9 protein-coding genes are annotated in these 14,631 nt (G+C 72.3%); 7 read left to right on the forward strand and 2 right to left on the reverse strand.

Annotated elements, in window-relative coordinates; all coding sequences use genetic code 11:
- The first annotated feature begins 37 nt into the window (after positions 1–37).
- Genes LXT23_RS35815 through LXT23_RS35825 form a run of 3 tightly spaced genes read left to right on the forward strand, consistent with a single transcriptional unit; the run spans position 38 to position 6,337 of the window.
- Complete coding sequence (locus tag LXT23_RS35815) at positions 38–4,639, forward strand: hypothetical protein (protein WP_253984909.1); 4,602 nt, start codon at positions 38–40, stop codon at positions 4,637–4,639.
- A 37-nt stretch (positions 4,640–4,676) separates the two neighbouring features.
- A complete protein-coding gene (locus LXT23_RS35820) occupies positions 4,677–5,915 on the forward strand; it encodes a GNAT family N-acetyltransferase (RefSeq protein WP_253984910.1) in 1,239 nt (412 codons plus the stop codon).
- The gene (locus LXT23_RS35825; RefSeq protein ID WP_253984911.1) at positions 5,897–6,337 is read left to right on the forward strand and encodes a serine O-acetyltransferase; all 441 of its coding nucleotides are present in this window, start codon (positions 5,897–5,899) and stop codon (positions 6,335–6,337) included. The genes LXT23_RS35820 and LXT23_RS35825 overlap by 19 nt, the downstream gene beginning before the upstream one ends.
- A 15-nt stretch (positions 6,338–6,352) precedes the next feature.
- Here LXT23_RS35825 and LXT23_RS35830 read toward each other — a convergent pair whose 3' ends face one another.
- Positions 6,353–6,859, reverse strand: coding sequence for a tetratricopeptide repeat protein (locus tag LXT23_RS35830; RefSeq protein WP_253984912.1), 507 nt, complete (start codon positions 6,857–6,859; stop codon positions 6,353–6,355).
- A 171-nt stretch (positions 6,860–7,030) separates the two neighbouring features.
- Positions 7,031–7,615 (reverse strand): hypothetical protein, encoded by a 585-nt coding sequence (locus tag LXT23_RS35835; RefSeq protein WP_253984913.1) that lies wholly within the window; start codon positions 7,613–7,615, stop codon positions 7,031–7,033.
- Between the two features lie 270 nt (positions 7,616–7,885).
- Between LXT23_RS35835 and alaS the strand changes: the two genes are divergently transcribed.
- The 4 genes from alaS to LXT23_RS35855 all read left to right on the forward strand — a co-directional run bounded on the left by alaS (position 7,886) and on the right by LXT23_RS35855 (position 14,624).
- Positions 7,886–10,579 carry an alanine--tRNA ligase gene (gene alaS / locus LXT23_RS35840; RefSeq protein ID WP_253984914.1) on the forward strand — a complete coding sequence of 898 codons (2,694 nt, stop codon included), beginning with the start codon at positions 7,886–7,888 and terminating at the stop codon, positions 10,577–10,579.
- Complete coding sequence (locus tag LXT23_RS35845) at positions 10,576–11,238, forward strand: hypothetical protein (protein ID WP_253984915.1); 663 nt, start codon at positions 10,576–10,578, stop codon at positions 11,236–11,238. The genes alaS and LXT23_RS35845 overlap by 4 nt, the downstream gene beginning before the upstream one ends.
- Positions 11,235–13,859: a TIGR02266 family protein gene (locus tag LXT23_RS35850; RefSeq protein ID WP_253984916.1), complete on the forward strand. Its 2,625-nt coding sequence runs from the start codon at positions 11,235–11,237 to the stop codon at positions 13,857–13,859. Before LXT23_RS35845 ends, LXT23_RS35850 begins: the two co-directional genes overlap by 4 nt.
- A gap of 147 nt (positions 13,860–14,006) precedes the next feature.
- Complete coding sequence (locus tag LXT23_RS35855; protein ID WP_253984917.1) at positions 14,007–14,624, forward strand: outer membrane beta-barrel protein; 618 nt, start codon at positions 14,007–14,009, stop codon at positions 14,622–14,624.
- Positions 14,625–14,631: the final 7 nt, after the last annotated feature.

Raw genomic sequence — 14,631 nt, forward strand, 5'->3', positions numbered from 1 at the left:
GCAGCCCGCCGGGGCAGTGCATAGCTCTCCGCACCACATGCGACCGTCGTCTGATCCGCTGGAAGACCTGCTGCTCGAGGCGCTCCCACCCCTTCACCGGCGCGTGCGCCATGCCGTCGTCGCCACGCTGGCTCGCCGGTTGCTGGAGTCCTGCCCACGCCCCCATGGGGGCGGCGACGGGCTCGCGCTCTGGCTGCGCGAAGCGGTGCAGTCCCTGGTGGCGGAGGTGGCGGTGGTGGACGCAGAGGCCGCCGCCCTCACCCGCCGCTACCACGAGGCCGAGGGCGAGGAGGCCCGGCGGGCGGTGCTCGTCGCCCACCTCAAGGAGACGGTGAAGGACCGGAAGGAGCGCCGCGAGGACATCCGCGCGTTGGACAGGTGGATGGGCCTGGACGCGCTGCGCGAGCGGCTGGAGCGCAAGCGGCACCAGCTCCTCGTCGAGGAGGAGACGGCGCTGCGGTGCCTCGCGGGTGTGCTGCGGCGACTCGACGACGAGACGCGCACCACCCACGCCACGGCGCTGGCCGCGCTGGCCGGCGAGCTGCTGGGCCGTGCGGCCGGAGCGCCGAGGGCGCAGAACCGGCAGGCCGCGCTGGAGTGCTTCTACGAGCTGGTGCGGCAGGAGCCCGCGTCGGCGGCGGCGCTGACCGAGGCCAGCGCCATCCTCTCGGGCCTGGTGGGCCAGGAGGACGCGAGCCCCTTCTTCCAGGCGGAGGCCCTGAGGGCGCTGCTGATGACGGACCTGCTCGCGGGGCTCGCGCAGCTGCGCCAGCGGCTGCGAGGCCCCTACCCGTCCGCGAAGGACTTCCTCTTCCGGAGACAGGTGCTGGAGCTGGCCGCGCCGGTCCTCCCGGCCGAGCACCGCACCGCCCTGCTGGCGGAGGTGGCCGCGAACGACCCGAGCGAGTTCGTCCGCATGGGCCTGTGCGGCCTGGTGGCGTCGCGGACCGACGGGCAGCCGTTGCTGCGGCGCCTTGCGGGCCTGGACGGAGGCACGCAGACGCCGCGCGTGCGCACGGCCGCGGTGCTCGCCGCCGTGGAGGCCACGCGCCAGGAGGCCTCGGTGCGCGAGTCCACGCTCGCGCTGCTGGTGGACGTCCTGAGCATGGAAACCCACGCGCTCGTCCTGCGCGTGGCCTGCGAGCAGTCCGCGGCCCTGGCGGAAGCGCTCGGCCACGCGGGCCTGGGTGATGCCCATGCGCGGCTCACGGAGGCCGTCGCCACCCTGCGCGCGCGTCCCGGCACGGAGGGCGTGGTGCTGGAGGCCGCGGCCAACGCGGAGCAGGTGCTCCGCCGGACGGCCGACCCCGCGCGCCTCGCGTGGACGCAGTACCTCGCCCGGCGCGTGGAGAAGCTGCGCCCGGGTGGCAGGACGAAGGTGTCGCTGGCGCCGCTGCCGGAGGGTCTGCCGCCGCTGCCGGAGGAGCCGGCGTGGCTGGGCGCCATCCTCGCGGACCTGTCGCGGGACGGGTACGGCCTGTACGCGGAGCGCTCGGAGCGCACGCTGACGCTGTGGCAGGGAGACCGGCAGAAGCGCCGGCTGTGGCGCATCCTCCACGAGTTGCGCACGCCCGCGCCCAACAAGCGCCAGGCCTTCCAGCACACCACGGGCCGGGTGATGCCGGGCACGCTGCGCGCGCACCCGGGCCACCTGGACGAAATCACGGAGACGGTGGTCCCCGGCGAGCGCGTCCACGTGGCCAGCCAGGGCGGCTGGGGCCGGCACCTGCCCACCGTGGATGACCTCCTGGACCTGCCGCTGCGCGCGGGTGGCAAGGTGCACCTGTTCAGCAGCCACGGCACCACGGTGCTGGTGCCTCCGCCCTCGCTGGCGCGGCGGCTGCGCAACCGGCTCAAGGTGACGCGCGACTACCGCAAGCTGGCGGCGCTGCGCCTCAACGCGCTCGGGGGCGAGGAACCACGCGAGCGGCGCCGCTTCGTGGAGCACGTGGAGAAGGACCTGGGCGTCCTGGTGCACTTCTCGCCGTACGAGTCGCAGGCGCCGGTGCCCGGCCCGCTCTCCACCCTCTTCGGAGACCCGGACGAGCGCCAGGGCCCGCGGCTGCACTCGGCGGCGCTGGTGGGGCTGGAGAGCGGCTGGCTGGCGGTGCTCACCGAGCGCATCCTGGAGAACGAAGACTACTTCCTGGGCACCGGCGGCAACGGTGTCGCGGCGCTCGGCATCTTCACGGCGGCGCTGTTCACGCTCTTCCTGGGCGAGACGTACGTGAAGCGCCAGCGGGTGCGCAAGGCCCGCTCGCAGGTGCCGCTGAGCATCGGCGGCTGGGGCACGCGCGGCAAGTCCGGCACCGAGCGCCTGAAGGCGGCGCTCTTCACCGGCCTGGGCTTCGACGTGTTCGCGAAGACGACGGGCTCGGAGGCGATGTTCGTGCACTCCGCGCCGGGCGGGACGCCGACGGAGTTCTTCATCTTCCGTCCGTACGACAAGGCCACCATCTGGGAGCAGAAGGACATGGTGGAGCTGGGCGCGCGCCTGGGTACGGAGGTCTTCCTCTGGGAGTGCATGGCGCTGCAGCCCAACTTCGTGGAGCTGCTGCAGAACGACTGGATGAAGGACGACTACGCGACGCTGACCAACGCGTACCCGGACCACGAGGACATCCAGGGCCCGGCGGGCATGGACGTGGCGTCCGTCATCACGAAGTTCATGCCCAGGGGCGGCAACGTCGTCACGACGGAGGACCACTTCCTGCCCCTGTTCCAGCGGGTGGCGAAGGACGGCGGCACGGCGCTGCACCACAGCGCGTGGTGGGAGGCGGAGCTGATTCCGGAGGAGCTGCTCTCGCTGTTCCCCTACCGCGAGCACCCGCGCAACATGGCGTTGGTGGCCACGCTGGGCGAGCAGCTCGGCATCCCCCGCGCGCACGCGCTGGCGCTGATGGCCGAGCACGTGCAGCCGGAGATTGGCGTGCTGAAGGTCTTCCCGAGCGCGAAGGTGCGGGGGCGGAAGCTGACCTTCATCAACGGCCACTCGGCGAACGAGCGCACGGGCTTCCTCAACAACTGGCGGCGCATCGGGCTGGACACGGTGGAGCCGGAGACGCAGCCGGAGCGCGCCGTCATCACCGTGGTGAACAACCGGTGGGACCGCGTGGCGCGCTCGGAGGTCTTCGCGCGCATCCTGGTGGAGGACGCGCCGGCGGACCGGCATGTGCTCATCGGCACCAACCTGGAGGGCCTGCAGAAGTACGTGCGTGACGCGCTGGAGCGCCTCCTCCAGCGCACCGAGGTGGTGTCGACCGAGGACCTGGTGCCCGGCGCGGATGCCCACCGGCCCGAGGTGCGCCTGACGCGCGAGCTGGCGCGGCTGAAGATTCCCCGCCCCTCGGCGGAGTCCTTCCTGGAGCGGCTGCAGCTCTACGCGCGGGGCGCGGGCCTCACCGCGTCGCGCACGCCGGAGCTGGTCGCAGCGGTGCACTCGGCGCTCGAGTCGCCGGGGGACGAGCTGGGCGTGGCGCGGGTGCGCGAGGCCCTGGAGCAGGAGGTGGGCTCGCTGGTGATTCATGCGCTGCGCGAGGCCCCGGTGCGCGAGGACGCCGCGCTGCCCGAGGTGCTGTCTCCGGCGACGGCGGAGGACGTGCGCGGGCACGCGCTGTACCTGCTGGCGCGGCTGGTGGTGCACGCGCGGCTGCGGCGCGCCCTGCCCCGCCCCGGTGAGGAAGGGAGCGCGGAGGCGGTGGAGGCGTTCCACCGGAAGTTCCGCGCGGCGTACCGCGAGCTGTACCTGGAGCAGCTGGTGCCGGTGAGCGACGCGGCGGCCACGGGCGATCAGATCATCGACGCGTGCGCGCGCTCGGTGCCGCCGGGGCTGGACGTCAGCATCATGGGCGCGCAGAACATCAAGGGCACGGGCCTGGACTGGGTGTACCGGTGGCTGGCGTTGGACAGGGTGGGCTCGGCGCTGGAGGCGCTGCGCAAGGGCTCCGCCGAGTCGCGCCGCCGCGCGCTGGAGTCGCTGGAGGCGTTCGAGGACGCCGGGCTGGTGGACTCGGGGCTGGCGCGGGTGGCGCTACCGCGGCTGGCGGTGAGTGCCCAGACTCCGGAGGAATCCGAGCGGATGCGCCGCCTGGCGGAGCGGGCACGGGCCACGCACGAGGCGAGGCTCGCGGCGCTGCGGCACACGGGCTCGGACACGCTCATGCAGTCCGTCACGCGCAAGGTGGAGAAGGTGTTCGACTACCTGGACAGCGTGAAGCGGCGGCGGCTGAGCGAGCTGCTGCTGGCGGACCTGGTGAGCGGCCGCGTGTCGCATGCGCGCGCGGCGCTGGAGACGCGCAAGCTGTACGAGCGGCAGAAGGGCGGCTGGCTGCTGTCGGGCCTGGGGGTGCGCAAGCCGGAGGCGCCCGCGCTGCCGGTGGAGCCGCGGCCGCTGGCCCAGGAGCCGGTGGCGCCGCCGCCGCTGCGCGAGGTGTTCGACGAGGCGCTGGAGGCGAAGCGCGACAACGTGGCGGTGCCGGTTCCCCGGCCCGCTCCGGGGGTGGGCAACCCGGTGCTCGTCGCACCGCGGACGACATTGGAAGGAACGCACGCGAAGCCCAGGGAGGAGCGGGAGCAGGCGGCCAAGGAGGCTCCGGTGACGCGCACTCCGGTGGACGACGCGGGAGACCCGGCGAGCTGAACCAGGGACAGCCACGGCAACCGGAGGAGACGACTTCATGGAGGAGCAATCCACCCTGGATGCTCCCGGCATCGCGAGCGAGCCTCAGGGCCCGCGCCTCGAGGTCGGAGCGCCGGGTCACAAGGAGACCGCCGCACGGGCCCGCCGGAAGCGGGCGATGTTCTACGCGCGCCAGCGCTCCATCCTCGTCAGCGAGGTGAGGGACCTCGCGGGCTTCGACGCGCTGGCGCCGGAGTGGAACGGGCTGGTGGCGAGCACGGACGACCAGGTCTTCTACCGGCACGAGTTCCTGCGCTGCTGGCTGCGGCACTTCGCGCCCGAGGGGCGGCTGCGCATCCTGACGGGACGTGACGTCGACGGCCGGCTGGTGGCGGCCCTGGCGCTGCGCGCGACGCGGGGGCGGCAGTACGGGATGCCGGTGCGCCAGCTGCTGTCGCTGACGAACAAGCACTCGTGCCGCTTCGACCTGCTGGCGGAGGACCCGCGCCGCGCGGGGAAGGCCTTCCTGACGCACTTGCTGAAGGACCCGAGCTGGGACGTGCTGCGGCTGGCGGACGTGCCCGACGGCGGCTCCGCGTGGACCCTGCTGGCGGTGGCGCAGAAGCTGGGGCTGCCCTGTGGGACGTGGGAGAGCGCTCGCTCACCGTACCTGGCACTGCCGGAGACGGTGGAGGCGTGGCAGGAAGAGCGGGGACGGAACGCGAAGCCCCTGAGGAGGCGTCGGCGCCGGCTGGAGGAGCGCGGGAAGGTGACGCTGGAGCGGGTGACGGGGGGAGAGCGGCTGGCGGAGCGGCTGGAGGAGGGCTTCGCGCTGGAGCGCAGCGGCTGGAAGGCGCAGCGCGGGACGGCGATTGCGCAAAGCGAGCGGCGGCTGGCCTTCTACTCGGACCTGGCGCGCGTGGCGGCGAAGGCCGGGTGGCTGGGGCTGTACTCGCTGCGGCTGGACAGGCAGGCCATCGCGTTCCAGTACGGGCTGGAGTACGGCGGCCGGTACCTGGCACTGAAGCCGGGCTACGACGAGGCGTTCGCCGAGGTGAGCCCGGGGCAGCTGCTGACGGAGGGGCTCATCCAGGACTGCATCGGCCGGGGGCTGACGGAGCTGGACCTGCTGGGGGATGACGCGCCCTTCAAGCGGGAGTGGACAGATGCGGTGCGACCGCACCACTGGCTGTTCATCTACCGTGACACGCTGAGGGGCCGGGCAATGTACCGGGCAAAATTCCGCTGGGCCCCCGTGGCCCGGCGCATGGTGGGCAAATGGGTCCGACGGCGCTGACGTTCTACTGGGCCGCGAAGCGGCTGAAGACGTGGCGGGTGCCGCTGCTGCCGGAGCTGGTGGCGGCGGTGGGTACGCGCATGCACCAGTGCCACGTGGACCAGGACGCGCGCCTCCACGCGAGCGTGGAGCTGGGCTACGGCGGGCTGGGCGTGGTGGTGGCGCCCGGCGTGGAGGTGGGAGAGGGCAGCTTCCTGTCGCAGAACGTGACGGTGGAGCCGAAGCCCGGAGTGGCCGGGGCCCCGCGCATCGGCCGCAACGTCTACGTCGCCTCGGGCGCGAAGATTGTGGGCCCCGTGACGGTGGGGGATGGGGCGGTGATTGGAGCGAACGCGGTGGTGACGTCGGACGTCGCTCCCGGGGCTGTGGTGGCGGGGATTCCCATGCGCGAGCTCAAGCGCAAGGTGTCGGGAGGGCGGTGAACTCGAATCGAGGTCTCACCAGGCGCCGCAATTCGGAGTGGGGGCGGCCAGGAGGTCGTCGATGAGTCCCTGCGTTTCCCGCAACTTCAGCAGGTCGGGGTCGGTCTTGAGCGCGTGGGGGTCCTGCAGCCCCGCATGCCAGGCCTGCCGCACGAGGGCCGCGGCCTCGGCAACGTCATCTTGCTGGAGCCGCACCACCGCCAGGTTGTAGAGCGCACCGGAGAGCAGGGGCGCGCGTCTGAGCACGTCCCGAAGCTGCTTCTCCGCCTCCGCGAATCTCCCCTCCTGGATGCGAAGCGAGGCCCTCGCGCTGTCGATCAGCTCGCGGTCGGCCCCTGCCGTCGCCGCACGGTCGAGCGTCCGTTCCGCATCCTGGAGCCGTGCAGCGGCACTCTGCGCAAGGCCCAGCCCCAGGAGCCGCTCTGCTTCATCCAGGGGATCGCGCTCTGGCCCGAGGGCCTCGATGACCGCGACAGCCTCCGCCCCTCGACCGAGCTGAATGAGCAGACGCGCCTTCAGCATCTTCCCCGCTCGTGATGCCTGCTCACCCGCTGGCGCTTCCGCGATGGGGACACATGCCCCGAAGACTGCCGCAAGTACAACGACGCGCACGACCTGCATGCTCGGGCTCCTCGGCTGTCTGCATCTCCCGTCGAGAGATACTTTGAAGAAGCCCTCGTGTTCATGTGCGTTCTAGCGCTTCTTTGCCGGAACCTGCTCCCACTCGTCCGCGCGAACCTGGAACTCCTCTTCCACCCACTGCTTCGCGAAGCGCAGGGAGGTGGCGTTGGCTCCGTTGTCATGGAGCACGTCCATGTCCACCCGACGCTTCGCATGGTGGAAGCGCAGGAAGTACAGCGGCTCGGGCGCGTACTGGACGACCTCGATGACCCGTGGCACCTCCAGGCGTCCGCCGAAGCCGATGACCGCGTGTCTCCCCGTGGCCTGGTGATGCTTCTTCATTCGCACCCGCGCACGCACCGTGGGGCGCAGCTCGCGGAACTCGTCGAGCAGCGCGAAGAACGTCTGGGCAGCGTCCGCCTCGCTCCGGCTGTTGCTCGTCACCGCGGCGGCCCAGCCGCACGACAGGGACCAACCTCGCCGCAAGCGCAGCCACGCGCCGAAGTGGCGGCTGTCCAGCGCGAAGCCTTCATCCACCGAGTGGACCCACAGGGCCGTCGAGTAGCCATCAACCAGCATCTGCAGGTCGCGCAACGTCGCGAAGTACATGCTCGGGCGGCGCCGCACCTCATCAAGCCACTCGAACAGGGTCGACACCTCTCCCCCCTCGCGCGTCCGGCCGCCTGTGGTCCTGGCCCGTCCCATGGCTCCCTCCTGGTGCCTCTCACCCGACCGGGACTCCATACCCCACCGTCCCACACCTGACACCGCCCCGCCCGGCCCCCCCACGGCCGGCCGTCCCGGGCCGCCCCCTCCCCCGGCGTGCCGCCAGGCAAGGTCAGCCCGGGGCGCCGTGGGCCGTCCTCCTACCCCATGCACCCTCCAAGAACTCCTGCGCGGCCTGCTCTTGTGGCATATACCCACACCATGCCTTCCGTCCTCACCGCCTCCCAGATTCGCGAGGCGTTCCTCAAGTTCTTCGAGGAGCGTGGTCACCGCCGTATCGCCTCCTCCTCGCTGGTGCCCGCCAACGACCCGACGTTGCTGTTCACCAACGCCGGCATGGTCCAGTTCAAGGACGTCTTCACCGGCCGCGAGAAGCGCGACTACTCCCGCGCGACCACCTCGCAGAAGTGCGTGCGCGCGGGCGGCAAGCACAACGACCTCGACAACGTGGGCTACACCGCGCGCCACCACACGTTCTTCGAGATGCTCGGCAACTTCTCCTTCGGCGACTACTTCAAGCCCGAGGCCATTGCCTACGGCTGGGAGTTCGTCACCAAGACGCTCGGCCTGGACGTCTCGCGCCTCGCCGTCACCGTGTTCAACGGCGAGGGCGGCATCCCCTGGGACGAAGAGGCGTTCGAGCTGTGGGCGAAGCAGGGCGTGCCCCGTGAGCGCATCTACAAGCTCGGCCTGAAGGACAACTTCTGGGCCATGGGCGACACCGGCCCGTGCGGCCCCTGCTCCGAAATCCACTACTTCCAGGGCGCCGACATCCCCTGTGTCGAGGAGGCCGAGGGCAAGCCGTGCCAGGGCGTCGCGTGCGACTGTGACCGCTGGCTCGAAATCTGGAACCTCGTGTTCATGCAGTTCGAGCGCAAGGAGAAGGACGCGCCGCTGATTCCGCTGCCCAAGCCGTCCATCGACACGGGCGCGGGCCTGGAGCGCATCGCCTCCGTCGTCCAGGGCAAGCGCTCCAACTACGAGACGGACCTCTTCCAGAACATCCTCGCCACCGTCAGCGAGCTGTGCGGCAAGCCCTACTCGCAGGAGGGCGGCGCGTCCATGCGCGTCGTCGCCGACCACAGCCGCGCGGCGGCCTTCCTCATCTCGGACGGCGTGCAGCCCGACAACGCGGGCCGCGGCTACGTCCTGCGCCGCATCATGCGCCGCGCCATCCGCCACGGCACCCTGCTGGGCCTGGACGACCTGTTCTTCTTCAAGGTCGTCGACCGCGTCATCGACCTGATGGGCGACGCCTTCCCCGAGCTGCGCGAGAGCCGCACCTTCGTGCTCGAGGTCTGCCGCCACGAGGAGACGGGCTTCCGCCGGACGCTCAACCGCGGCATGAAGCTCATCGACGAGGAGCTGGCGAAGCTGCAGAAGTCCGGCAGCAAGGAGCTGTCCGGCGAGGTCCTCTTCCTCCTTCACGGCACCTACGGCTTCCCGTGGGACTTGACGCAGATCATCGCCCGCGAGCGCGGCTACGGCGTCGACCTGAAGCGCTTCTGGGAAATCATGGAGAACGGCCCGGGCCAGGACGGCACGGGCGGCGGCGGGCAGACGGCGATTGCCGACGTCTACATGAAGCTGGTGGAGCGGCTCGGGACCACCGAGTTCCTCGGCTACGAGGGCGAGGGCCACGAGGGCGAGGGCAGCATCCGCGCCATCGTGAAGGAAGGCGTGGAAGTCACCCAGGCGTCCCAGGGCGACACGGTGGAGCTCATCCTGGACCGCACGCCCTTCTACGGCGAGTCCGGCGGCCAGGTGGGTGACACCGGGCGCATCGTCGGCAATGGCGGCAAGTCGGTGGCGCAGGTGAAGGACGCGCAGCGGCCGGTGTCGGGCCTGGTGGCGCACACGGTGGAAATCACCGAGGGCAGCTTCAAGGTCGGCGACATGGTGCAGGCGGGCGTCAACGTCGAGCGCCGCAAGTCCATCCGCGCCAACCACTCCGCGACGCACCTGCTGCACAAGGCGCTCAAGCTGGTGCTGGGCGAGCACGTGAAGCAGGCGGGCTCCGTCGTGGCGCCGGACTACCTGCGCTTCGACTTCTCGAACTTCTCCCCGGCCACGCCCGAGCAGCTCGAGCAGGTGGAGGACCTGGTCAACGGCTGGATTCGCGACAACGCGTCGGCGGAGACGCGCGTCATGAAGCTGGACGAGGCGAAGAAGTCCGGCGCGGTGGCGATGTTCGGCGAGAAGTACGGCGAGACGGTGCGCGTCGTCACGGTGCACCCGGAGTCCACCGAGCTGTGCGGCGGCACCCACGTGCGGCGCAGCGGCGACATCGGCCTGTTCAAGATTGCCAGCGAGTCGGGCGTCGCGTCCGGCGTGCGCCGCATCGTCGCGCTCACCGGCATCGGCGCGCTGCAGCACGTGCGCGAGCAGGAGCACGAGCTGCGCCGCGCGGCCGAGCTGCTGAAGACGAACCCGAAGGAGCTGGCGAAGCGCGTCGAGGCCACCCAGAAGCGCGTGAAGGAGCTGGAGCGCAAGGTGGAGGAGGTCGCGGTCAAGGCCCAGACGGCCAGCAGCAAGGACCTGATGGACCAGGCGCGCGATGTGAATGGCATGAAGGTGCTGGCCACGCGGGTGGACTCGGGCGACGACAACGTGCTGCGCGGCATGGCGGACCAGCTCAGGGACCGCATCCGCTCGGGCGTGGTGGCCATCGGCGGCGAGAAGGACGGCCGGGCCATCATCCTGGTGGCGGCGACCAAGGACGCGGTGGCCAAGGGCATCAACGCGGGCGCGCTGGTGCGGGAGATGGCCAAGGAAGTCGGCGGCAAGGGCGGTGGCAAGGCGGACATGGCGCAGGCCGGTGGCCCTGACGCCGCGAAGCTGCCCGCCGCGCTCGACAAGCTGTACGAGCTGGTGAAGGGAGTGGGCGCCGCGTGAGTCCCCGGTCCTCTCCTTCCTTGGCGTCGGTGGCGGTCCTCTCGGCGGCCCTCCTGTGGGGGGGCTGCACGAAGGAGGAGTCCGCGCCCGCGGCCCTGGGAGGGGGAGACGACCGCACGCTGCGGAAGCTCCGTGAAGAGGTGGACCGGGTGAACCAGGGAGGCCGTCCCACCCAGGGCCCCGAGTCCACGCGCGGCGACCCGAACGCGAACCTCGCGGGCCTGGCCGCCGGGCTGGGCGAGTCCGCCGAGCGGAAGCTGTCGCTGCCCGAGTCCAACAGCACCGTGCACGTGGACACCGTGGCGGTGAAGCTCACCGGGCTGGACTCGTCCCACTCCGTGAAGGGCTCCGGGAAGGTGAGCCTGACGACGGAGGAGCTGTTCCTCCGCGTGCAGCTGGTGGCGCAGAACGTGGGCGCCGCGCCGCTGCCGCTGGACCTGGATGGGGCGAAGGTGGTGGGCGCGGCGGGCCAGGAGTACCCGGTGGCCCGGGACGCGCAGGTCGTGGCGGGCACGCGGCCTCTGCGGCGCACCTGGGCGCCGGAGGAGCGCAGTGACGTGGTCCTCCTGTTCGAGCTCCCCCCGGCCGCCCTGCGGGAAGACGGCCTGCACCTGGTCCTGCAGGGGTCCGGGGGAGATGTGCGGATTCCCCTTCGATGAGCGGAACCGCGTCAAAGCTCCTCCCCCTGCGCATCCGCCTTCCGTACACGACGGAGGACGAGTTCATCGACAAGTACGGCTCGAACGTGGCGCGCGGCGGCGTGTTCGTGGCCACGCGCGCGCTGAAGCCCGAGGGCACGGGGCTGGCGTTCGAGTTCGTGCTGTCGGACGGCACGCGGCTGCTGCGCGGTGAAGGCGTGGTGGTGAAGGCGCAGGTGGACGCGGGCGGCGGTCGCGCCGGCATGACGGTGCGCTTCGTGAAGCTGGACGCCGCGAGCAAGGCGCTCGTCGACCGCGTCGTGGCCCGGCGCAGCGGCGCGGTGGAGCCTCCGCCAGCGGTGGCGCCCGTGAAGACGCCCGCCACCGCACGCCGCGTGACGACGCCGGCCGCTCGCGCTCCGGAGCCGGCGGAGGAGCGTGGCTCGCCCCCTGCCGACGTCGTCCCGAGCGAGCCCACGGCTCCTGAAGCAGCGGGCCTTGCCCAGCCTTCCGAGACCGAGCCCACGCCCTCCGAGCTCGAGGGCATGGCCGAAGCGCCAGCAGCGAGCGGGACTGCCGCCGAGCCGTCCGAGCTCGCGGCGGGTACCGCCGACGCATCCGGGCCGTTCACGACCGTGCCCGCGCCTTCCGAAGCGGAGCCAGCGGTGACTGGCACTGCCGAGGAGCCGGCGGAGGACGAGGACTTCGACATCACCGCGAGCCTCACGGAGGAGGACGAGCAACAGTCGCATCAGCCCGCCTCGCGGGAGGCGCCTGGCGAAAAGCGTCCGGAGACAGCGGTCGCACCTGCCGGTGCCGAGCCGGCGACTGCCACGACGCGCGAAACCGCCCCGGTCCCGCCCCAGCCCGGGCCCACCCCGAGCGCCACGGCCACGGCGCAGGCCGAGCCCACCCCGGCACCTCAACCCGTTCCGCCGGAGCCCACGCCGAGCGCCACCGAGCCCGAGGGCCCGTCCTCCGCCGCGCAGGACGCGGAGGCCGTGCGCAACCGCCGCCGCGCGTTGCTCGACGTCCCCGTCAACACGGCCCTGCCCTCGCCCGCGATTCCCGAGGTGGTGCTGGGCATCGACCTGGGCACCTCGCATGCGCGCGTCGCCGTCTTCCACGAGGGCACCGCGCGGCTCGTCCCCCTCCCCGGCACGGACGGCACGGAGCTGCCCGCCCTCCTCGCCGTGGACTTCAGCGGCGAGCTGCTCGTCGGTCCCGCCGCGCAGGTGGAGGCCGACCGCGCCCCGCGCCGCGCCGCCTCGGGCCTCAAGCGGCTGCTCGGCCTGCGCGCCCGCTCGCCCCGCATCCGCGCCCTCTCCTCGCAGCTTCCCTTCCCCGTGGTCGCGGACCCGGGCGGAGACGCCGCCGTGGAGCTCGGCGGCCGCGTCATCGCGCCCACGCTCTTCACCGCGCTGCTGCTGCGCGAGCTGAAGCACGCCGCCGCCACCTTCGTCGGCCGCAAGGCCACCCGCGCCGTCATCTGCGCCCCCACGCACTTCACCGACCGCCAGCGCGCCGCCCTGCGCGAGGCCGCCACCCTCGCCGGCCTCGACGCGCAGCGCATCCTCACCGCCCCGGCGGCCGTGGCGCTCGCCTACGGCCATGGCCGCGGGCTGGCCAGGAAGCGCGTGCTCGTGGTGGACCTGGGCGGCGGCGGGCTCGAGGTCTGCGTGGTGCAGGTGACGGGCGAGGACCTGGAGGTCATCACCACCGGCGGCGACGCGACGGTGGGCGGCATGGACTTCGACGCCCGCATCGCCGAGGCGCTCGCCAGCGACCTCGCCGACCAGGGCGTGCCCCGGCCGGAGAGCCCGCTGGACTGGGCCCCCCTGCGCACCGCCGCCGAGTCCGCGAAGGTGGCCCTCTCCGAGCGCGAGCAGGCGGAGGTCTCCCTGTCCTCGGGCACCGTGCCGCCCCTCACCCGCGAGCGCGTGGAAGCGCTCACCGCGGACCTCGCCCAGCGCGTCACCACGGTCGTCCGCGAGGTGCTGGAGTCCAACGCCCTCTCCCCGCAGGGCCTGGACGCGGTGCTGCTCGTGGGCGGCCAGGGCCGCACGCCGCTGGTGCGCCGCCGGCTCGAGGAGAGCCTGGGTGTGCCCGTGCGCGACGACGTGGACGCGAAGGGCGCGGTGGCACTCGGCGCCGCGCTGCTCGGTCAGGCCCTGCTGCTGGCCGAGGCCGGCAAGCCCGCGGCCTCCGTCTCCGAGGTGCTCTCCGCCCCCATCGGCGTCGCCGAGCGCGGCGGCACGCTGCGCCGCGTGCTGGAGCGGGACACGCGCCTGCCCACCAGCAAGACGCTGGTGCTGCCCGTCGCCGCCCCCGGCCCGGTGGAGCTCGCCCTCTTCCAGGGCCCCTCGGCGGTGGCGGCGGAGAACGAGTACCTCGGCCGCATCCACCTCCCGGTGGAGCGCGCGGGCGAGGTGGAGCTGCACTTCGCCCTCACCGCGGACGCAGCCCTGTCGCTGGAGGCCACGCTGCCCGGCGGCCGGCGCAAGCCGGTGTCCCTGGGCAACGAGGCCCTGGACGACGCGGCCCGCGACGCGCTCATCGGCCGCTCCCCGCTGGAGGGCGAGCCCGAGGCGCGTCCTGGCGGCCTGCTGTCCGGCCTGAAGAAGCTCTTCGGCCGCCGCTGAGCGCCCGTCCGGCCGCTCCCCCCACGGCACCGTCAGCCCGCCCCGCCTGCGACCATCCAGGCTGTCGCCTTCCCTACGGTGTCTCTGTGTAGCCATGGCACCGGATGCCCACCTTTCCGGTGACCGACACTTTGGGGAGGAATGGCGATGCGACTTTCAGCGGTGGGAGGAATCGCGGCAGCGGCCCTGTGCCTGTCCGGGCCGGCCCTGGCGATTGAAGCCCAGAAGGTGGGCGAGGCGCTGAACTACAGCGATACGCCCCCGGTGGGTATCGACGTGCGCGTGGGCCTGGGCGGCTTCACGGGGGACCTGGGAGACCAGACGGGCGTGGGCCCGCTGTTCGGCATCAACGCCGGCGCGCAGCCCTGGTCCTTCATCGGAATCGAGGCGGGCTACGAGGGCCAGCGCCTGCCCATCGACGACAACCGCGTGGGCGACGGCGAGGGCATCTGGCGCCACAACGTGGGCCTGCTGGCCAAGGTGGGCCCGCTCATCGACGAGAAGTGGCGGCCCTTCGTGGGCGCGGGCGCGGGCTTGAGCTACCTCAACCCGTCCGACGACGCCGAGGGCATCTACGACAGCGACTTCGTCTCGGAGCTCCCGCTGGCCGCGGGCGTGGACTACCGGCTCGGCAACCTCTTCGCCGGCGCGCGCGCCACCTACCGCATCGTCGGTGACGAGGAGGTCGTCAACGACGCGGTGACCAACAACGACGAGAAGGGCAGCCTCTTCAACGCCAGCATCATGGTGGGCGGCCGCTTCTAGTCGCGCG

Source organism: Pyxidicoccus xibeiensis (assembly GCF_024198175.1).
GTDB classification, from domain to species: Bacteria; Myxococcota; Myxococcia; order Myxococcales; family Myxococcaceae; genus Myxococcus; species Myxococcus xibeiensis.